This window comes from Polymorphobacter fuscus (assembly GCF_011927825.1).
In the GTDB taxonomy this organism is placed as follows: domain Bacteria; phylum Pseudomonadota; class Alphaproteobacteria; order Sphingomonadales; family Sphingomonadaceae; genus Sandarakinorhabdus; species Sandarakinorhabdus fusca.
In genome coordinates this window covers 1,853,398-1,873,589 of the sequence record NZ_JAATJI010000001.1, presented here as the reverse complement: position 1 = coordinate 1,873,589, position 20,192 = coordinate 1,853,398, and the positions used below count along the sequence as shown (strand labels likewise).

At 67.3% G+C, this 20,192-nt stretch carries 15 protein-coding genes; 3 read left to right on the top strand and 12 right to left on the bottom strand.

Translation table 11 applies throughout. The annotated features are described in order from the left end of the window. Positions 1 to 30: 30 nt before the first annotated feature. On the bottom strand, positions 31 to 1,116 hold the full coding sequence (locus GGQ62_RS08840) for a glycosyltransferase family 2 protein (protein WP_243451559.1): 1,086 nt from the start codon (positions 1,114 to 1,116) through the stop codon (positions 31 to 33). A 65-nt stretch (positions 1,117 to 1,181) separates the two neighbouring features. Between GGQ62_RS08840 and GGQ62_RS08835 the strand changes: the two genes are divergently transcribed. Then, complete coding sequence (locus tag GGQ62_RS08835) at positions 1,182 to 1,763, top strand: polysaccharide biosynthesis/export family protein (RefSeq protein WP_152577650.1); 582 nt, start codon at positions 1,182 to 1,184, stop codon at positions 1,761 to 1,763. Here the strand turns inward: GGQ62_RS08835 and GGQ62_RS08830 are convergent. From GGQ62_RS08830 to GGQ62_RS08810, 5 genes are all read right to left on the bottom strand, one after another. Then, entirely contained in the window at positions 1,760 to 2,890 is a 1,131-nt protein-coding gene (locus tag GGQ62_RS08830) for a glycosyltransferase family protein (RefSeq protein WP_152577651.1), read from the bottom strand. The genes GGQ62_RS08835 and GGQ62_RS08830 overlap by 4 nt on opposite strands. 33 nt (positions 2,891 to 2,923) lie before the next feature. Next, positions 2,924 to 3,748, bottom strand: a complete 825-nt coding sequence (locus GGQ62_RS08825) for a peptidyl-prolyl cis-trans isomerase (protein WP_167649546.1) — start codon at positions 3,746 to 3,748, stop codon at positions 2,924 to 2,926. A gap of 256 nt (positions 3,749 to 4,004) precedes the next feature. Beyond that, a complete protein-coding gene (locus tag GGQ62_RS08820) occupies positions 4,005 to 5,138 on the bottom strand; it encodes a glycosyltransferase family 2 protein (RefSeq protein ID WP_243446642.1) in 1,134 nt (377 codons plus the stop codon). 125 nt (positions 5,139 to 5,263) lie between these two features. Further along, the gene (dgcN, locus tag GGQ62_RS08815) at positions 5,264 to 6,271 is read right to left on the bottom strand and encodes an N-acetyltransferase DgcN (protein ID WP_153401301.1); all 1,008 of its coding nucleotides are present in this window, start codon (positions 6,269 to 6,271) and stop codon (positions 5,264 to 5,266) included. Positions 6,272 to 6,367: 96 nt separating this feature from the next. Beyond that, positions 6,368 to 7,252 carry a LysR family transcriptional regulator gene (locus GGQ62_RS08810; protein ID WP_152577653.1) on the bottom strand — a complete coding sequence of 295 codons (885 nt, stop codon included), beginning with the start codon at positions 7,250 to 7,252 and terminating at the stop codon, positions 6,368 to 6,370. Positions 7,253 to 7,389: 137 nt separating this feature from the next. Between GGQ62_RS08810 and GGQ62_RS08805 the strand changes: the two genes are divergently transcribed. Then, positions 7,390 to 9,021 (top strand): N-acyl-D-amino-acid deacylase family protein, encoded by a 1,632-nt coding sequence (locus GGQ62_RS08805; protein ID WP_152577654.1) that lies wholly within the window; start codon positions 7,390 to 7,392, stop codon positions 9,019 to 9,021. Between the two features lie 34 nt (positions 9,022 to 9,055). Here the strand turns inward: GGQ62_RS08805 and GGQ62_RS08800 are convergent, their stop codons facing one another. Further along, positions 9,056 to 11,920, bottom strand: a complete 2,865-nt coding sequence (locus GGQ62_RS08800; RefSeq protein WP_152577655.1) for a TonB-dependent receptor plug domain-containing protein — start codon at positions 11,918 to 11,920, stop codon at positions 9,056 to 9,058. Between the two features lie 254 nt (positions 11,921 to 12,174). On the opposite strand from GGQ62_RS08800, the gene GGQ62_RS08795 reads away from it, so the two are divergent. Continuing rightward, positions 12,175 to 14,580 (top strand): penicillin acylase family protein, encoded by a 2,406-nt coding sequence (locus GGQ62_RS08795; protein ID WP_167649545.1) that lies wholly within the window; start codon positions 12,175 to 12,177, stop codon positions 14,578 to 14,580. Here the strand turns inward: GGQ62_RS08795 and dacB are convergent. The 5 genes from dacB to GGQ62_RS08770 are packed head-to-tail and all read right to left on the bottom strand — an operon-like array spanning position 14,577 to position 20,183. Further along, entirely contained in the window at positions 14,577 to 16,022 is a 1,446-nt protein-coding gene (gene dacB, locus GGQ62_RS08790) for a D-alanyl-D-alanine carboxypeptidase/D-alanyl-D-alanine endopeptidase (RefSeq protein WP_152577657.1), read from the bottom strand. The two genes, GGQ62_RS08795 and dacB, sit on opposite strands and share 4 nt — an antisense overlap. Further along, the gene (locus GGQ62_RS08785; protein WP_152577658.1) at positions 16,022 to 17,038 is read right to left on the bottom strand and encodes a serine hydrolase domain-containing protein; all 1,017 of its coding nucleotides are present in this window, start codon (positions 17,036 to 17,038) and stop codon (positions 16,022 to 16,024) included. Before GGQ62_RS08785 ends, dacB begins: the two co-directional genes overlap by 1 nt. Continuing rightward, positions 17,035 to 18,564, bottom strand: a complete 1,530-nt coding sequence (locus tag GGQ62_RS08780; protein ID WP_341534274.1) for an MFS transporter — start codon at positions 18,562 to 18,564, stop codon at positions 17,035 to 17,037. The genes GGQ62_RS08785 and GGQ62_RS08780 overlap by 4 nt, the downstream gene beginning before the upstream one ends. After that, a complete protein-coding gene (locus GGQ62_RS08775) occupies positions 18,548 to 19,291 on the bottom strand; it encodes a GntR family transcriptional regulator (protein WP_152577659.1) in 744 nt (247 codons plus the stop codon). Before GGQ62_RS08775 ends, GGQ62_RS08780 begins: the two co-directional genes overlap by 17 nt. Beyond that, the gene (locus GGQ62_RS08770) at positions 19,284 to 20,183 is read right to left on the bottom strand and encodes an N-acetylmuramic acid 6-phosphate etherase (protein WP_152577660.1); all 900 of its coding nucleotides are present in this window, start codon (positions 20,181 to 20,183) and stop codon (positions 19,284 to 19,286) included. The genes GGQ62_RS08775 and GGQ62_RS08770 overlap by 8 nt, the downstream gene beginning before the upstream one ends. Between the last annotated feature and the right edge of the window lie 9 nt (positions 20,184 to 20,192).

Here is a 20,192-nt window from a genome sequence, read left to right as displayed (position 1 = left end):
GAACCCGGCGCGGCGCCGGCTCCCGAGGCGTCACGCGAAGAGATAACGCACCTGTGCCGGCTTGGGCGCGCCGGGGTGACGGTCGCGCCATTTGTCACGCGCGATGGCGAAGGCCAGGGGCGGAACCTGGTGCGGTCGCAGCAGCGCCTGTGCGAGTGCCGCGGGCAGGCCCTGCGCACGCCGCATGTCGAGAAAGCGCCGGTGCCGGGCCTTGGCGGCGGTCTGATCGCGGTGGCGGCGAATCGCGCGACGTGCCGAATCGTCGAGACCGTCTTCGCCGAGCAACGCCAGGTCTGAAGCGGCAAGGTTGGCGAGGTCGACACCGCGATGACAGCCGCTGAGCGAGCTGGCGCGTTCGACGGCCACATAGCCACAGCGCGCGACAGTCAGGAAAGCCCCGCCGCGCGCGAGAATGCGCGCATAGAGCGCGTAATCTTCTCCCAGTCGCAGCGATTCGTCGTAGCGCAGGCCATGAGCCGCGAGGAAGGAGCGGCGGATGACGGGCTTGACGAAGCCTAGTTCTGCGCGCGGCTGGCCGGCAACGCTGATGTTGCCGAGGACGAATTCCGCCAGCGACAGCCGTCGTGGCGACGCGGTGCCGTGGTCGAGCGTGGCCGGTGCCAGCGCGGCAACCTGATCCTCGGGCACGAAGGCGAGGTTGTCGGCAATCGCATCCCAGCCAGGTGTGGCCAGCAGAGGCGCGAAACGCCCGGGCAGCAAAAAATCGTCCGAATCGAGGATGGCGAGAAGCGGCGCGGTGCTGGCATCGATCGCGACATTGCGCGCTGCCGCGGGCCCGATGTTGCGGGGCTGACAAAGAACGCGCAACCGTCCCGACCCGTCATCGGCGTCGGTGGCAGACTGTGCGGTGCCATCGGTCGAAGCATCGTCGACGACGAGCACTTCGGCGACCTGCGGTTGCGCCAGCGCCGAGGTGACCGCCCGCACGATCGTGGCTTCGGCGTTCCAGGCCGGGATGATGACGCAGATGCCGCTGTGTAGAGTCATCGCCGACCACCGATTCTGAGAGGTCGTTTCGCCGCTGGCATCGCTCGAACGGCATTCACACCGTCGTGGCTTTGGGTTAAACAAATCTTCATCAGTTGCCGGCGGCAACCCGCTCCATCGATTGCGGTCTTGCCGGCAAGCCGCGCGGAATGCGGCCGGAATGGGGGATGAGGATGATGCGAATTCTGCAATCGTTGTTCTTGCTGCTGGTGGCGCTTGCCTTGCCGCTCCACATGGGTGCCACCGCGCAGGCGGCCGAAAGCGTCACGGCGACAACGCCGGCGCCCAATGTGGAATATACGCTCGCCCCCGGTGACAAGGTTCGCATCGTCGTTTTCGGGGAAGACAATCTCAGCGGGGAATATGTCGTGACCAGCGGCGGCAACCTGTCGTTTCCGCTGATCGGCAATGTTGCGGCCACCGACAAGACGGTCGAGACGTTGCAGGTGGCGCTGACCAAGGCCCTGGCCGATGGTTACCTCAATGATCCGCGGGTCAGCATCCAGGTGGTGTCGTTCCGCCCCTTCTACATTCTGGGCGAAGTGGGCCGGCCGGGCGAATATGCCGTGTCCACCGGCCTGACGCTGCAGCAGGCCGTGGCGACCGCTGCCGGCTACACGTACCGGGCCAACACCCGCAAGGTCTTCATCCGGCGCGCCAATGAAACGTCCGAGACTCTGCTCGACCTGCGCCGGACAGGCCCAGTGATCGTCCGTGCCGGTGACACGATCAGGATCCCCGAACGGCATTTCTAGGCTGCCACTGCAACTGGCTGCTGTTCATCCGCAATCGCGGCGGCAAGTGCGTGGCATGCTGCCGGGCCCACGACGACCGCGGATCGCGGCAACTGCGCCACGCGTGCGCGCAGCACTGCAAAATCCGCTGGCTGCAGTCGATCGAGCAGCGCCGGCACATTGTCGGCCGTATCGACCACAAGACCGACGGCGTGGCGCTGCAGCCAGGCGCCGGTTTCGACCTCGCCAAGCGCGATCGGGACGGCGCCATGGGCCAATGCCTCGTAAAGGCGGTTGGGCATCAACCAGGCCGAATTCAGCCCTTCCTCGAAATAATCGATTGCCCAGGCAAAGTGGACGCGGCTGTAAAGCGACGACAGATCGTCGGGGCCATAGGCGCCGCTGACATGAATGCCGGGGACCGTCTTTGCGACTTCGAACAGATCGCCGAGTTCCCTGACCGCAGGCACGCCGGCGAGCACCAGTTCGATTCCGCCGCCCGATCGGCGTACCATTTCGATCAGCATGCGCAGGCTGCGGCGGCAGCGCAGCATGCCGAACCAGCCGATCACCCATGGTGGCGCCGGCGGCGCTTCGCCGATCACCGGCGCCCGGCCGGTCAGCGCCAGCACCTTGTTTTCCACAAGCAGCAGCGGGACGGACGTCGATCGCCGCCTGTGGAAATATTCGTCGATGAAACGGCTGGAGGAGGTGATGACCAGATCGACGCGCCGCAGCAGGTTGCGTTCGATCCGCTGGATGAGGCGTGACGCCAGGCTGTTGCCAAGCAGCAGCCCATGGATATCGAGACATTCGTACACCAGTCGGCGGCCACCGCGCCCGCGGTTGGCGAGCACCAGCATTTCCAGGTTGCGCGCCATGACCATGTCGCAATCGTCCATGGCGGCGGCGACGGGCCGGAAACGTAGCAATGTGCGCAGCACGGCCCCGGCGCGCTGCAGCAAGCGGCCATCGGCGGTGGCGCCAAGGTCGAGTGTGGGCGCACCGTCGATGAACGCCGGTGGCGTGCCGTGCCGGTGAAAGCCGATGACAGTGACCCTGAGGCCGCCCGCGTGGATCATGCGGACCCGGCGTGCGACGGCAGCATCGCCGAGATCATGGACGAAATAGGCCAGGTGCCGGGTCACCGCCGGCCCGTTGATGCCAAGGCCGTCATGGCGTCACGCCGCCGGTGCCTTTTTGGCCTGGCGATAGGCGGCATCATATTGGATCGGTGTCGCCTTGCGCAGCTTGGCAAGTTCCGTTTCGACCCGCGATGCGACCTGCGATCGGGCCACCGCGGCCGTCGCCAGGCCGTTCCAGTTCGCGGGCGTGCTGGGAAGCGGCGCGCGGCCGGTGATCGCCGCAATGTATGTCGCTCCGTTCATCGTCAGGTCGAAGACTTCGCCATCGGGCAGAGCGGCGATCTGCTTCGCCACGCCGGGGTCGACGCTGGCCGTGTCGAAGACGCCGCGTCCCCGCCGGAACTGGATTCCTTCGGCTGTCAGCCGCGCGGCGGTCGCATCGAGATCCTGCAGCTTGACCAGCGACTGGATGACGGGCTGGTCGACCCGCCCGGCCAGCTGGATACGATCGATGTCGAGGCGCTGGCGCTGGGCGAACAGCGTCGGGTTGGCATCGATGAACTTCTGCACCTCGGCCGGCGATGGCTTGGGCGGCGTGCCGGCAAGCTCGCGGATGGCGAGCGTGGCCAGCAGCTGCTGTTCGATCTGGCGCCGCCGGGCCACATAGTCGGGGGACCGGTCGAACCCCTTGTCGCGGGCATATTTGGCAAGCAGGTTGCGGTCGGTCAGCCGTTCGAGCGCGGCCGCATTGGCGGCAAGCACTTCGGGCTCGGCTGCCGTCGGCGGCGTGCGCGCTTCGGCGCGCAATTCGGTCAGCGTGATCTCGTCGTCGCCGACAACGGCCACGACCTGGCCACCCGGCTGCTTGTCACAGCCAAGCAGGAGCAGGCTGGCACACAGGCCACCGATGACAGGCCACAAGCGGAACTGCCGTCCCGCTGCGTGGCCGCGCGGCGACGAATGCCCGTCATCGTTGCGGTTGCCACATGCAACGCCGATCTGGTTGCTGTTCACCCAAGCCCCCCAATTTGAACCGATGCTTCGAATTACGGTCAGGACCGCTTTGCCTGCAGCCCATGCGTTTTCGATCGCCTCCGTATCGTTAGGACTTTGTCAAACTATTGGCCGCAGGCAAACGCCTTCGATGGCAGTACTGCTTTTGATAAGTTCGGATTGCTCAGGATGTTGCGGCCTGGACCGAGCCCGAGAATCGCATTTGCCAATAGCCCATCGACCAGCCCAGATGCATGATCATGGCCGCAAGGCCACCGAGTGCAGCGCAGCGCGACCGGTCCCGCACCCCCATCCAGAGGCCGAACCCGGCGCAGCAGGTTGCCCAGGCCAGTGCCGGCAGCGCCAGCACGCCAAAGGCCGGCGCCAGAAAAAATGCAAGACCCGTGCCCAGCACGGCCAGGACGGCCGCCGGCAAAACCAGCAGCGGCAGGGTCTGGCGCAATTTGAGCGGCAGGCGATGTTTCGCCACCGTGCGCGCGCGGCCGCGCCCGTAATTGACATATTGGCGGAACAGGGCCTGCGGCGTGCGCCGCGGCGCATAGACCAGCGCGGCGCCGGGTTCGAGCCAGATACGTACGCCGCGTGCCGTCAACCGCGTGTCGAGCTCGGCATCCTCGTTGTGCGGAAAACTGTCGTCATAACCACCTGCGGCGGTGAATGTTGCCAGCGCGAACAAGGCATGGTGACCATGGTCGACATAACCGCCGTCGCCCAGCCTGCGGTGCGACGCGCCGCCGGTGCCGATGATCGAATTCTGCGCTGCCGCCGCGGCCCGCTGGAAACAGGAATCGCCCCGCGTCACCATCGGCACCACGACACTGGCGGCGTGGCGCCGGTCGGCAGCGGCCAGCAACATGGGGACGAAGCCTGCCGGGTAACGGCAATGGGCGTCCACCCGGACCAGCCAGTCATGGCCGTCGCCATAGGCAGCGACAGCCAGGTTGATGCCGGCGCTCTGGATCCTGTGCGGATTGTCGAGAAGGCGCAGGCCGGGCAGGCGCTGCGCCAGGCCTGACACGATCGCCCTGCTTCCGTCCGTGCTGCCGCCGTCGACAACGACGATGGTCGCCGCGGGGTTTTCGGCGGCAAGCTGCGGCAACAGGTCGGGCAGATTGGCGGCCTCGTCGAGGCAGGGAACAACGATCAGGACGCGTTGATGGTCTGGCCGTGCATTGGCGACGCGCGCGTCATTCGGGAGCCGATACGGCTCCGCCCGATCGACGACCTCCGCAACCTGCGTTGCATCGGCGAACTTCAGGCTGGCATCCTGCCGCTGCACATGGCCCCCACCGGCCACGGCCGGTGCCCCCGGGGTCCCGATTTCGCCGATAGCCTGTGCCCCGAAATGGGTTCGCCAAGCCGCCGCTGTCGATTGCGCATGTGGCTATACCCCGATGGATTCAGGGCGCCGACGGACGTTTGTCAGTCGAATGCTTCCACCAGTGTGTCGACGATGTCGGCTACGCTCAGGCGATAGGGGTCGGTGCAGGGCAGCCCTAGCGCGGCGGCTGTACGATCGCAGAGCGCGCTTGCCTCGGCTGCGGGCAGCGCGGCGGTGTTGAGCGCAATGCCGACCGCCCGGACGTCGGGGTTGGTCAGTCGGGCGACGCGCAGATTTGCTTCCAGGCATTCGGCAAGGCCCGGGGGGGCATAATGCGGCAGCCCGCGCATGTGGCTGCGCAGCGGGTCGTGACACAGGATGATGGCGTCGGGCTGGGCACCGTGCAGCAACCCGGTCGACACGCCGGCGAAGGACGGGTGAAACAGCGAGCCCTGGCCTTCGATCAGGTCCCAGCCCCCGTCGTGCCGGTCGGGCGAAATCTGCTCGATGGCGCCGGAAATGAAGTCGGCGACCACGGCGTCGAGCGGCACGCCGCTTCCGGCGATGAGAATGCCGGTCTGGCCGGTGGCCCGAAAATCGGCGGCAATGCCGCGATCGGCAAGCGCGCGGGCGAGGCAAAGGGTCGTGTACATCTTGCCCACCGAACAATCAGTGCCGACCGTCAGCAACCGCTTGCCGGCGCGGCGGCGTCCCGTGCCGACCGGAATATCGGGTCGGGGGTCGCGCACATCGTGCAGGGACCGGCCCAGGCGAGCGGCAGCCTCCACCAGTCGCGGTTCATCCTTCAGCCGCTGGTGCAGTCCCGAGGCGATGTCGAGCCCGGCGGCCATGGCGTCGAGCGCATCCTCGACAAGCTCCGCACCCAATCGGCCGCCGGCGTTGGCAATGCCGAGCACCAAGGTCCGGGCCCCGGCGTGATAGGCATCGGCAAACCCCATCCGCGGCAGTCCGAGCGTCAACCGGCAATCGTCATGGCGGAACTCGCCGACGCAGATATCGGGCCGGAAAACGGCCAGTCCGCGGGATGTCTTGATCCCGATCTCGTCATTGGAATGGCCGAGGTAGAGGAGATAGGGGGTGGCAATCATCACGCTTCGGAACCCGGGCTGGAGGCGAGCAGCCATGGTAGCGCAGCCAAGGCGCCCTTGCCCCATAGCAAGGCCCATCTGGCCTATAGCCGGATGCTATAGATTCTCGATCACCTGTGCCAGCCGCGCCAGGAACTCCGATGCGGTTTTCGACGGCGGGCGGTTTTGCAGATAGACCGCGTGGATATCGAAGGTGATGGCGGGTTGCAGCGGCCGGCTCGACAGGCCCGCCGCAACCGCTGCATTGGCGGTGAAATTGTCGACGATGGCCATGCCGACGCCGGCGCGCACCAGCGCCGCCGCGACATAATAGGTGCGTGCCGACACCACTTCGTCGAGTTCGACGTCGAGGCGGTTGAGCTCGGCGGACAGCATGCGGCCGATGGGACCCGCCTGAACCGGACTGATGAAGCGATGGCCGCGCAGGGCATCGAGGTGCAAACGCGGCGGCGCATCGGGCATTGCCGCCTCGGGATAGAGCACCACCAACTCGCCTTCGCCGATCACCTGGTGCGCAACGGGCGCGGACGGCGGCACTTCGAAGCCGATGGCGATATCGGTCTCGCGATCGTACAGCTTGCGGACCATTTCATCATGGTGGAGCGTCTGCAGGTCGAACAATATATCGCTATGGTCGCGCAGGAATTCGGCCACCGCTGCGGGGATGGCGCCCAGGCCCAGCGACGGCAGCGCCGAAATGCGCAGCAGCGCGCCGCGCCCCTGGCGCATGTTGTGGCAGGCCTGGCGCAGCGAGCGCACGCGATCGTGGATGTCGGCGACTTCGGTGAACAGCGTGTGGGCATCCACGGTCGGGATCAGCCGGCCCTTGGTGCGTTCGAACAGTGGCAGACCGATCGCGCGCTCCGCATGGCGCAGCACCTTCGTCACGGCGGGCTGTGATACGTTGAGGGCGCGTGCGGCGGCGCTGACGCTGCCGTGAAGATAGACGGCGTGGAAGATCTCGATCTGGCGCAGGTTCATGGTCGAAGGTCCCGTTCGCCGTGTCGCGCGCGCTATGCCATCGGGTTATGGCATCGCGCAACCATGGCGGCTGGACGATGCCGGGGCATCGGGGCCATGGTGGGCGTCCGCCGCCCTTTCTGAAAGCCATCGCCTGCATGCGCGAAATCCCCAGCCGGAACCGTTCCCGCCTGCTGCTGCAGGCAGCCGGTCTCGTCGTCACGGTGGCTCTGCTCGCGGCGGCGGCGCCGGCACCCGAAACCGCCGATGTGCTGATCCGCGGCGGCATGATCCATGACGGTGGAACCGGCAAACCCTATGTCGGCGATGTGACGATCACGGGCGACCGCATCACCTTTGTCGGCCCGCACGCGGCGGTGTCGGCGAAGCGCACCATCGATGCCGCCGGCATGATCGTCGCCCCCGGTTTCATCGATGCGCATACCCATGCCGACAGCTTCATTCGGTCCTCCGATCCGGCAACCCGGGTCAACGCTGCCTGGCTCGATCAGGGCGCGACCAGCGTGGTGATCGGTGTCGATGGCTATGGCACGCCCGATGTCGGCGCCGATGCGGCCAAATTGGCGGCGTCGGGAATCGGGACCAACATCATTCCCTTTATCGGCTTTGGCGCGGTCCGCCAGCGCGTCCTGGGGCAGGATGCCCGTGCGCCCGATCCGGCCGAACTGGCACGCATGCAGGCGCTGGTCGCCAAGGGGATGTGCGAGGGCGCCGCCGGCCTGTCGACGGGGCTCTTCTACCCGCCGCAGAGCTTTGCCAAGACCGCCGAAGTCATCGCCGTTGCCAGAGAAGCGGGAAAGCGCGGCGGCATCTACGACACCCACCAGCGCGATGAATCAAGCTATACCATCGGTCTTCTTGGATCGGTCAGGGAGGTGCTGGCCATCGGCCGCGCGGCGGGCATGGCGGTGCATTTCGCGCATATCAAGGCGCTGGGGATCGATGTCCAGGGTCAGGCCCAGGCCGTGATCGACGTCATCGACGCGGCCCGTGCGGCGGGCCAGGAGGTGACGGCCGACCAATATCCATGGCTGGCATCGGGATCGAGCCTCGATGCGTCGCTGCTGCCCGGCTGGGCGGTCGATGGCGGGCCGCTGGCGCTGCTGAAGCGGCTCGACGACCCGGCGACGCTGGCAAAGATCCGTACCGAGATGCAGGAGAACATGCGGCGGCGCGGCGGCGCGAAGTCCTTGCTGCTGATTGCGGCGGGCTATGACTGGACGGGCAAGACGCTAGACCAGGTGGCGCGCGAATGGCGGATCGATCCGCGCGATGCGGCGCTGCGCATCATCCGGGCCGGGATCGACGGGAAAGGCACCGGCCGCAAGGGCGGCACATCGGTCGCATCGTTCAACATGGCGCAGGCCGATGTCGACCTGTTCATGAAGCAGCCCTGGGTCGTCACCTCGTCGGACGGCTCCGACGGCCATCCGCGCATGTTTGCCACTTTTCCGGAAAAATATGTGAAATATGTCAAGGGTCGGCGCGTGATCAGCCTGCCGGCGTTCATCCGCCATTCGACCGGCCTGACCGCCGACATGTATCGGCTCGACCGGCGCGGGTATCTGCGGCCCGGCTATTATGCCGATGTCGCGGTGATCGACCCGGCACGCTACGCGCCGCGTGCCGATTATCTCCACCCGCGTGTCTTGAGCGTCGGCGTCGCCAAGCTGTTCGTCAACGGCGCACTGGCAGTCGACAACGGCGTGACCACCGGCACCCGGGCCGGCCGGGCGCTGTTGCGACCAACGCCTGCCGGCTGTTCCTGATCGGATGGGTGGGCGGTTCGCCCACCCATCACCATCAGTTGGTACGGAAGCGCAGGCCGACGCGGAACGCCCGGCCCAGCAGGTCGCTGAACGACGAATTGGCCGACAGGCCGGTTTCCGGCAGCAGGATGGGGTCCTTGTCGAACAGGTTGGTGATGTTGAGGAACAACTGGCCGTCCGACGATCCCACCTTGATCTTGGCGGTGAAATTGAGGTCGGTGTAGAACGTACCGGCGATGTGATTGTCGTTCACCGTCGGGTTGGTCGGCGTGCTGGCCGGGCAGCCCGTTGTGCAGACGATGTACGTGTTGTTGTAGGTGCCCGAACTGACACCGCGGCCCACGGCGGTGATCGAATAGGCGGGTGTGTCGAACGTTGCGGCCATGCGGAAGATCCATTTCGGCGTGCCGCTGGTCTGCCCGCTGTTCTGGCCGACCGTGTCGACGGGGATGGAAATGCCGTTGTTGACAGTGTTTTCCAGATAGTTGGTCGCTGTTCCGCGCAGGACGAGGCTGCTGGGGCTGTCGTTGAACATCCGGGCCAGCGGCACGGCGTAGCTGGCTTCGTAATCCATGCCGCGCACCGTGATCTGTGCGAAGTTGAACGGGCTCGCCGCCACCACGAAGTCCCGCACGCCGCTGGTATCGACGGTGATGGCGTTGCAGAAGTCCTGGCGGCCTTCGTTGCAGCGCAGCGCGATGTCATCGGCGAACAACTGGCTGATGGCGTCCTTGACCTTGAAGCGATACCAGTCGACCGACAGCGACAGGCCGGGCACGAAACGCGGCTGGAAAACCCCGCCGAAGGTCAGCGAATCAGATTTTTCCGGGCGCAGCGACAGGTTTCCGGTGGTGACCTCGCGGAAGTTCCGGCCCGCATATTGGCCAAGGCCGGAACCGGTGCCGAACGTGTTGGTCCGCGACGTTCCCGACTGGAACAACTCGTTGAGGTTGGGCGCGCGAATGTCGCGCGAGGCGACGCCGCGCAGCCGGATGTCCTCGATCGGCTGCCACGTCAGCCCGGCCTTCCAGGTGGTGACATAGCCCGAGGTCGAATAATCGGTGGCGCGCACGGCGCCGTTGAACTCCGCGCCCAGGCCCAATGGAATGACGGTTTCGAGATAGGCTTCCTTGACATTGTAGTTGCCGAAGGTGGGCAGGAAGTTGCCGACGGACCAGCCGGTCTGGAACTCGGTCGGCACCGATCCGGAGACTTCCTCCTTGCGATATTCGCCGCCGACGGCAACGCTGACATCGCCGGCCCAGGTGGCGAAGGGTGTCATCGACAGGTTGACGCCGGCGACCGTCTGCTTGAACCGCTGGTCGCGATAGGGGTCGCCGAGCACCCAGCTGACCGCCGCGGGATTGGCAACACCGACCCCGAGCCGGTTGAGCGGCAGGCAGCCGTTGGTCGTCGCGGTCAGTGTCGACCGGCAGACGATGGTCCCGGCAGCGACGCCAAGGGCGTTGCCGGCTGGCGCGAACACGGCGTCGGTCGCCAGCGCCATCCGGTTGTTGTTCATGATATCGCGCAGCTGCTCGTGCGCGTCGGTCTGGCCATATTGGGCATAGGCGCTCCAGATCGACTTGTTGCCGAACATCTGGAATTCGCCACCGGCGCCGAGCGTGTAGCGCTGCACCTGGCGGTCGCTGTTGTTCTTGCGATAGGGCAGGTCGGCCGCCGACGTGCCGAGCGCCACCGACGTGACCCCCGTCAGCGCCGCTGCGCCGAGTGCCTGGACCAGATAGGCATTGTCACGGGTCAGGGAGAAGGTCGCTGCCTGCGGCCCTGCGTTGAACAGCGTCTTGTTCCAGTTGTACGAAGCCTGGCCATAGACTTCGAGCCAGGGCGCGACTTCGTAGCTGACGCGGCCGAAGGCGCCGCGCCGGTCGTCGGTGGCATCGAGGCCGATACGGCGCGACGTATCGTTGACCTGCCAGTCACCGCCGACGGTCTGCGAGGCATCGGTCAGCGTGCCGAAATTGTAGTTCTTCACGGCACCGCCGAGGTCGAAATACTTGCCGCGCAGCACGGTGCTGCCGCCGACCTGCGACCGGATGATGCTGCCGGGCGTCGTGTTCCAGGTGCCGGCCCCGGTGACGACGAGGTTGGCAGGCTGGCCGTTGGTGGCGGTATAGTTGGGGTTGACGAGGGTGCGATAGCCGATCTGGTTCCAGTCGCGATCGACGCTGAAGATGCCATCGCGATGGGCATATTCCCCCGACAGCAGGATATGGCCGCGGCCATCGGCGAAGGGCATGCCGGCAGCGGCGGAAACGCTGTAGTTGAAGCCGTCGCCGCTGCTGTTGATGCCGTTGTCGACGTCGATCTTGAAGCCGGTATATTTCTTGTCGAGCACGAAGTTGACGACACCGGCCACCGCGTCGGAGCCATAGGCGGCAGAGGCGCCGCCGGTGACGATCTCGACGCTTTTGACAAGCGATTGCGGGAAGGTGTTGATGTCGACGAGGCCGGTGATGGTGGAGCCGACCGAACGACGGCCATCGAGCAAGACCAGCGTGCGGACTTCGCCGAGGTTGCGCAGGTTGAGTGTGTTGATGCCGGCAAGGCCCGAGCTGATCGCCAGCCGCGAATTGGCGGGGCGGGTGCTGCCGGCGAGCGCCGGGACCTGGTTGACGAAATCCGCGAGGTTGTTGGTGGGCGACTGGTTCTGGATTTCCTGCTGCGACAGCACGGTCAGCGGCGTGGGCGACTGGAAGCCGTCGCGCACGACGCGCGTGCCCGTGACGATGATCTGTTCGGCAATGGGATCGGGATCGGCTGCGGCGGGCGCCGCGGTTTGCGCGCCGGCGGGCGCAGCGAGTGCGAGCACCGCCGTGGCGAGACCAAGGCCAGTGGAACAGACCAGCGAATGACGAACCTGCCGCAGACCACGCATTGCAACCCCCTTTGAACGACCCCGCGAGTGCCGCGAAATGACCGGCACCCAGCGCGCCAACCGGCGCTGCCATGACAATGACGTTACAACGTGGCAAAGGCGGGTCAATAGATTTGGTATTACTTGGATGGGCCAAAGGTATAGCTTTGGGGAATGGCGGCGGGACGACCGGCTCTGGCGCCGCGTCGGACAGCCTGTAGGGTCGGGTTGGAAACGGTGACCGGTCGGGCGCATCGTTTCGGCAGGAGGGTGTCTTGATCGAGCGGCGCGCATTTCTGATGGCCTCGGTTGCCGCCCTGGCGTTGCCGGCGTGCACGCCGACACGGGCCACCCCGGCACGCGATGGCGAGACCGACTCCGCCGGCGGCAAGCCGACAGCGCGCGTGCAGGGCGCCCGAGGGCCGATCGAGATCATCGAGGACAGGCTCGGTGTCCCGCATGTGCGCGCCGGTTCGCTGCACGACGCCTATTTCGGCCAGGGCTATCTGGTGGCACGCGACCGGCTGTTCCAGATCGACCTCGATCATCGCCGCGACCTGGGCCGCATGGCAGAAGTTTTCGGTCCCGGCTTTGTCGCGGCCGACACGGCGGCGCGGCTGTTTCATTATCGCGGCGACCTTGATGCCGAACTGGCGATCGTGCCGCCCGACGTTCTCGAATGCGCGCAGGGCTATGTCGCCGGCATCAACGCGCGGATCGCCGAATTGGCGGCGGACCCGACCCAGCTGCCAGCGGAATATGCCATATTGGGCATCAGCCCGCTGCGCTGGGACGTGCGCGACCTGGCGCGGATCCGCGGTGTCGACACGGGTGACGCCGATGACGAGGTGCGCCGCGCCCGGCTGCAGGCGATGGGCATGCTGGAAATCGACCGGGTGATGGCACCATTGCGTCCGGCGTGGAAATTCACGGTGCCGGCGGGCCTCGATGTCGCTGCCGTGCAGGAGTCCGATCTCGGCATATTGGCGCCGTCGGCACGGCCGGTGCCGTTCGACACCATCCAGGAAGCGACGCCCGATGCTGCGGCCCGGCGTGCCGACCGGTTCGCGCAGGGCAGCAACGCCTGGACGATCGCCGCCGCGCGCAGCGCCACCGGTCGGCCGATCCTGGCCAACGACCCGCACCTCGGCATCGGCGGTTTCAGCCCGCGGCACATGGTGCATCTGACCGCGCCGGGGCTCGACGTGATCGGTGCCGGGTCGCCCGGGCTGCCGGGCATCATGCAGGGGCATACCGACCGTTTCGCCTTTGGCCGCACCAATTTTCACATCGACCAGACCGACCTTTTCATCCTGCGCACGGCGGACGGCGACCCCGAGCGCTATTGGCACAAGGGGGAATGGAAGCGGTTCGAGATCCACGAAGACGCGATCGCCGTGAAGGGCGGGCCGGCGCAGCAGGTGACGCAGCGTTATGCCGGCGGCCGCCCGATCGTGTCGCAGGACCCGGCACGGCAGCGTGCGGTGGCGCTGGCCAATGTCGGCATGTTGCCCGGCGCGCTGATGCGCTTCGCGATCATCGCCATCAACCTCGCGACCGACTGGCCGTCGCTCCACCGTGCTTTCAAGCTGCATGTGTCGCCGACCAACTTTCATTACGCCGATATCGACGGCAACACCGGCTGGCAGACGATCGGCTTCACCCCGCGCCGGCCCAGGCACGACGGCTTGTTGCCGGCGCCCGGCGACGGCGACTTCGACTGGACCGGGTTGCTGCCTGTCGCCGAAATGCCGCATGTGCTCAATCCGAAGGAAGGCTGGTTTGCTTCGGCCAACCAGCTCAACCTGCCCGAAGGCTACCCCTATGGGCAGAAGATCATCAGCTTCGAATGGAGCGACCCGTTCCGCTACAACCGCATCGCCGAGGTGTTGCGGGCTCAGCCCAAGCACCGGATCACCGACAGCATCGCACTGCAGCATGACGTGCAGTCGCTGCCGGCGCGGGCGCTGGTCAGGTTGATTCCCACGGCGGTGTCGGCGGAGGCGGCGCCGGCGGCGGCGCTGCTGCGGGGCTGGGACAACGGCCTCGGCGCCGACAGCGCGGCAGCGCTGCTGTACGAAATGGTGATGCCCGAGCTGCTCAGCGGCTATCACGCGCTTGTGGTGCCGGCCGCGGCGCGGGCGCTGGTGCCGACGGTCAATCTTCATGACATGCTCGAAAGCCTTGCGGCCCCTGGCGCTTTGCTGGGGGCGGAGCCGATGGCAGCGCGCGATGCGCTCATCGATCGGGCGTTGGTGGCGGGGTGGAAGAAGGCGCTTCAGCACGGCGGTGCCGACCCGGCGCAATGGCGCTGGGGTGATCTGCACCGGGTGGAGATCGCGCACCCGCTGGCGTCGCTGCCCGGAATCGCCGCTGCTTTTCCCAGGATCGACGGCGGCCGGTCGGGTGGGGACGGCTTCACGCCGATGGCGCGCGGCGTGCCCAAGCGCAGCTTTCGGGTCTCGCACGGGGCCAGCTATCTGCTGGTGGCGGACGTCGGCGCCTGGGACAACAGCCGCTTCCTGCTGCTGCCGGGCCAGTCGGCGGACCCGCGATCGCCGCACTACAAGGATTTTTACGGGCGCTGGCTCGCCGGCGACATGCAGCCCTTGTGGTTCAGCAAGCAGGCGGTCGATGCCAATGCAGCGGCGCGAACGCTGTTGGCGCCGGCGCGGGGTTAGAACGCCTCGGCAATGACGACCATGGCGCGGTCGACGGCGGCGCTGGCCTCGGCATCGGTCCCGTCGGGCATGTCGTTGGCAAGCGCCGAAAATACCAGCGTCTGGCCGCTGCGGCTGATGAAATAGCCTGACAGCGCGCGGGCGGCGTTGAGCGATCCGGTTTTGGCGAGCAGCTTGCCTTCCAGCGCCGAGCCCTTGAAGCGATTGCGCAGCGTGCCGTCCACGCCGGCGATCGGCAGGGTTTCGCGCCAGGCGGTGCCCCAGGGTTGACGTGCGATCCAGCCGAGGAGCGTCACCGCGGCGCGCGGCGTGACACGGTTATACGACGACATGCCCGACCCATCGGCGAAGGTGAAGCTGTCGGCCGGCAGCCGCGCCTGTGTCATCTGCCGGTGCAGCACCGCCTGCCCATCGGCAATCGAGCCGCTACCGGATTGCCGTGCGACCCGGCGCAGCATCAGGTCCGCGTGCAGGTTCTGGCTCTGCTTGTTGATGATCCGCATGTCGTCGGCCAGCGGCGGAGCGGGCAGCACCGCCAGCATTTCGGGCTGCGGCGGGCGCGGCGCCGGGGCGCCGCCGCGGATGGCGGGGTCGTCGCTGGGGGCGAGCGGGCGATGGCGGGTGGCGATGGCGCCGGTCACCGCGACGCCGCGTTCGCGCAAGAGGTCGCGCATCCGCCAGGCGGCATAATGGGCAGGGTCGTCGAGGCTGAAATACAGCGTTGCCGGCGGCGCCTCGACGCCGATGGTGCCGGTGAGGCGGACAAGGTCGGTATTGGGGGCGCGTTCGGTGGTGATCGCCCGGTCCTTGCCGGCAATGGTGAGGAGGCGGTTGTCGATCCGGTAATAGGGCGCGGCGACGACCGCCGGCGTGGTGCCGATGGCGCCGGGGGTGACCGTGGCGGCAATTTCGTTGTCGTCGAGGGTCAGCGCCGAAATGCCGGTGCCATAGCGCGATTCGATATTGTTCCAGCTCATTCCCGGTCCCCAGCGTTCCGCAGGGAACCAGCTGTCGTCGCCGATGACATTCCGGACACGCCGGGTCCGCGCGGCAACGGCATCGGCGAGCGTTTGCAGGCAGTCGCTTGTGCAACCCGCAGCGCTTGCCAGCAGCGCATCGCCGCGGCCGTGAAGGACGACGTCGATCGCATCGTTGTCGACCGTTTCGAGCCGCACGCCGGTGCCGGTCGCTGCCTGCTGCAGCGTCGGCAGATCGGCATAGGCCGTCGCGGTGACGAACATCTTGGTGTTGGACGCCGGGATGAAGCGCTGGTCCGGCGCAATCGCCAGCAGCGGTTCGCCATCGAGCGTGGTGACCATCAGGCCATAGCGGGTGCCTGCGGGCCCCTGCGCCAGCACCGCCTCGACACGGGGCAGCAGTGCGGGGTCGGGTGCGGCCGCAACGGGCGCGGCGAGTGAGAGAAGCAGCCAGCCATAGTGCATCACTGATCCTTCCAGGCGTGCGCCAGTGCGTCGCCGACGGCGCGGCGCAAAGGCATGATCCCGCTGTCGGAATGGCGCGTCGGGTGGACCCGGTTGGTCAGCAGCGACCAGGCATAGCCATGGTCGAAGTCGATCCACAGCCCGGTGCCGGTGAAGCCGGTGTGGCCGATGGTTTCGGGCGAACAGGCGTTGCCGCCCGGCCAGCCGGCAAAGGCACGTTCCCAGCCGCAGGTGCGATGGCCCAGTTGCGGGGTGCGGATCTCGGCCAGCATTGCCGGCGACAGGATCTCGTCGGCGAGCAGCGCCCGCGCGAAGCCGAGCACGCCGTCGATGGTGCCGAACAGCCCGGCATGGCCCGTGGCGCCGCCGAGCGCATAAGCGTTCTCGTCATGGACCTCGCCCTTCATCACCCGGCCGCGCCATTGGCAGGCCTCGGTCGCGACCGCGGGGCCCGGCGGCGGCCCAAAGGCGAGGCCGTCACCCAGCGGCCAGTCCGACAGCGGCGCGCCGGTGATGCGCTCGATGGCGATGCCGAGCAGGATGAAGTTGATGTCCGAATAGACCGGCGGGCCGTGCCGCCATTCGCGTTGCAGGACAAAGGCGCGCAGCCGTGCGGGGTCGTCGCCGTAGGTGTAGATGGGTTCGACCGCGGGCAGGAAGCTGCGGTGCGCAAGGCAGTCGCGGAAGGTCAGTTTGCGTTCCGCCGCGTTGGCGACATCATATTGGCGCAGGTCCGGAATGGCGTCGGTCAGCGGCCGGTCGAGATCGAGCCGGCCCTGGTCGGCGAGCTGCAGGATGATCGTGGTGGTGGCGATGACCTTCGACACCGACGCAAGGTCGAACCAATGGCCGCGGGTCAGCATCTCATGGTCCGGCACCAGCGCTGCCGCACCGGCGACACGCACGGCGTGGCGGCCGTCGGCAGTGACGATGCCCAGCGTGGCACCCGGAATGCGACCGTCGGCGACGGAAGCGGCGGCTGGGGCGAAGGCCTGCTCGCAGAGGGTGTCGATCATGGGAGCGGTTCCGTTTCGGCGATGCGCGGGCGCAGCCGCATGACGAAGGGCAGCAGCAGGATGGCAGCGAGGCTGAGCGCCCCCGACAGCATGAAGAAGCCGTCATAGCCGATCTGCTTCTGGATCGTCCCGGCGGCGCCCCCGATCAGTCGTGGCAGCAGGAAGGCAAAGCCCGACAGAAAGGCATATTGGGCTCCGGGGTAGCGCGGGCTGACCAGCATCGACAGATAGACAACGAAGACCGCGCCTTCCAGGCCATGGCCGAACTGGTCGACGCCGGCGGCGACGTACAGCACCCAGGACGACGGTTCGGCAAACCACAGCCAGACGAACACCCAGTTGCCGATGGCCGAGGCGCAGGCGCCGATGACCAGCGCCACCACCATCGGCAACCGCGCCGCGCACAATCCGCCCAGCGCCACCCCCGCCATGCTGCAGGTCAACGCCACCACGCCATCGGCCATGCTGATCTGTTCGAGGCTGTAGCCGGCGGCGTTCCACAATGGGTGCGACAGGGTCAGCGTCAGCACATCGCCCATCCGATAGAAGGACACAAAGGCCAGCAGCGGCAGGATGCCGTAGGAATAGCGCCAGAACAGTTCGACATAGGGGGCAAGGAACGCCGGCATTCGCGCCGGGGCGTCGGCAGCGAGGCGATTGATGCGCGGCAGTGCGATGGCAAGCGCCGCAAAGGGCATGAGCGCAACGGCAAGGACGATGGGGGTGACATTTGTCTCGGCCGTGAAACCGGCACCCTGGACCGCCGACAGCAGCACCCAGCCGATGCCCGCCGTAGCGACGGCGCTGGCGAGGATGATGGCGAGGCTTATGGCGGTGCCGTGGAGCAGCGCGCGGGTGCGACCGGGGGTGTCGGGGCGCTCGGGGCGCATCGCGGCGAGGATGGGAAAGGGCAGGAAGGCGGCAACGGCGATGGTCAGATAGGCCAGCGTCCAGTCCGAACGGGCAGCGACCAGCACGGCGCCGCTGCCGGCGGCGACCATGGCGCTGCGATAACCCCAGAGGTTGGCAGCGACGATCGGCGCCTGTTCCGCCTGGCCGGGCGCGAGCTCGATGCGCCAGCCATCGGCCGCGACTTCCAGGGTCGTCGTCCAGAAGGCGAGGAGCAACGCGAACAGCGCCGTCAGCGGCAGGTTCTGGTCATCCGACGTGAAGGCCATCGCGACCATCGACAGGAAGATGCCGAGTTGCGACAGCATGATCCAGCCGCGCCGCCGCCCCCAGAAGCGCGAGAAACCGGGAACGCTGTAGCGGTCGAGCAGCGGTGCCCAGGCGAATTTGAAGGTCGGCAGCAGTGCGATCCAGGCGAAAAAGCCGATGACGACAATATCGACGCCATGGCGGGCGAGCCGCAGCGTCAGCACCGCATTGAACATGTAGAAGGGCAGGCCGGCGGAAAAGCCGAGCAGCAGATAGAGGCGGAGCAGCCGCGTCGGCGCGGCGACTGGCGCCGGCGCCGCGGTCAGGTCGGCGGTTGCCATGGCGGCGACGTCAGTCGGGTTCTGCACCTATGCCCCTCAGTTCGGTGACGATGTCATAGCGGTCGCCGCGATAGACGGAACGGGTGAATTCGACGGCGCGGCCGCTTTCGACGCGGGTAACGCGCTCGATGCGCAGCACTTCGCTGTTCTGCTGGACACCGAGCAGCCCGGCTTCGGTCGGCGTGGCGAGCGAGGCGCGCACCCGCTGGGTGCCGGTGACGGGGCGAAAGCCGCTGCGGCCCATCGCTTCATACAGCGAATCGCCGATGCTGGTCAGGTCGGGCAGGCAGTCGGCGGGCACCACGGCATGTTCGATGGCGAGCGGTTCGCCCGCCGACAGCCGGACGCGGCCGAGGCGGGCGACGCGGGTCGACGGCGGGATCGACAAGGCGGCGGCCTCCTCCTCGGTCGGCTGGGCATAGGATTTGATCATCCAGAAGACGCCGGGGTCTTCGCCGCGCAACCGGGCATCGCTGCTGAAGCTCGACAACACCGACGCCGGCGTTTCGATGCGGCGCAGGACGAACGTGCCCGACCCCTGGCGGCGGAACAGCATCCCTTCGTCGATCAGCGCCTCGATCGCCTTGCGAACGGTGACACGCGAGATACCCGCCATCTCGCTGAGGTCGCGTTCGGACGGCAGGGCATCGCCGGGCGTGATGGCACCGCTTTCGATATGGTCGCGCAGGTTGCGGGCGAACTGAAGGTAAAGCGGCGTGCCGTCGGCGCCGCGGGTCACCAGAAGGTCACGCATGCCGGGCCTCCGCGCGCCAGGCCGTGAGGGCGCGCGTCAGGTCATGGCTGTGACGATCGAGAAGCTGGCGGCCGGCGTCGGGGGCTGCGCCGAGGGCGAGGAGGACGGCGAGCTTTATATCCTGCCCGGCGGCATCGAGCGCCTGCGCGGCGCGCATCGTATCGACGCCGGCAAGATCGCGGACCATCGCTTCGCCGCGCTGGCGCAGCTTGTCGTTCGAAATGCGCATGTTGACCATCAGGCCGCGATGGATGCGCCCCTGACGCAGCATGATAGCGGTCGACAGCAGGTTGAGCATCGCCTTTTGCGCGGTGCCGGCCTTCATCCGCGTCGACCCGGCGATGACTTCGGTACCGGTGACGGCCACCAGCCCATGGTCGGCGAGGGCAAGCAGCGCGCAGCCGGCGTTGTTGGCGATGGCGATGGTCAGCGCGCCGGCGGCGCCGGCGGCGTCGATCGCGGCGACGGTATAGGGGGTGCGGCCGCTGGCGGCGACGCCGATCACCACGTCATCGGCGCCGATCGCCGCGCCGGCGATCGCAGCGCGGCCGGCGTCGGCGTCGTCCTCCGCCCCTTCGGCGGCTTCGGTGAGTGCAGCGAGGCCGCCGGCCATCAGGAACACCAGCCGGTCCTGCGGCCAGTTGTAGGTCGGATGAAGTTCGGCGCCGTCCTGCACGGCGATCCGCCCCGATGTGCCGGCGCCGACATAGGCGAGCCGCCCGCGATCGCCCAATCGGGCCGCGGCGGCTTCGGCGGCTTCGGCGATGGGTGCGACCTGCGCGGCGACCGCGGCGATCGCGGCAAGCTGGCCTTCGAACATTGCCGCCACCGCGACGGCGGTGGGCCATCGATCGATATCGACAAAACGCGGATCGACGGTTTCGGTCTGCATATGGCCTCT

Coding starts and splice junctions, on each gene's coding strand:
- GGQ62_RS08835 (WP_152577650.1), top strand. CDS start 1,182: ATGATGCGAATTCTGCAATCGTTGTTCTTGCTGCTGGTGGCGCTTGCC.
- dgcN (WP_153401301.1), bottom strand. CDS start 6,271: ATGATTGCCACCCCCTATCTCCTCTACCTCGGCCATTCCAATGACGAG.
- GGQ62_RS08810 (WP_152577653.1), bottom strand. CDS start 7,252: ATGAACCTGCGCCAGATCGAGATCTTCCACGCCGTCTATCTTCACGGC.
- GGQ62_RS08805 (WP_152577654.1), top strand. CDS start 7,390: ATGCGCGAAATCCCCAGCCGGAACCGTTCCCGCCTGCTGCTGCAGGCA.
- GGQ62_RS08800 (WP_152577655.1), bottom strand. CDS start 11,920: ATGCGTGGTCTGCGGCAGGTTCGTCATTCGCTGGTCTGTTCCACTGGC.
- dacB (WP_152577657.1), bottom strand. CDS start 16,022: ATGCACTATGGCTGGCTGCTTCTCTCACTCGCCGCGCCCGTTGCGGCC.
- GGQ62_RS08785 (WP_152577658.1), bottom strand. CDS start 17,038: ATGATCGACACCCTCTGCGAGCAGGCCTTCGCCCCAGCCGCCGCTTCC.
- GGQ62_RS08775 (WP_152577659.1), bottom strand. CDS start 19,291: ATGCGTGACCTTCTGGTGACCCGCGGCGCCGACGGCACGCCGCTTTAC.
- GGQ62_RS08770 (WP_152577660.1), bottom strand. CDS start 20,183: ATGCAGACCGAAACCGTCGATCCGCGTTTTGTCGATATCGATCGATGG.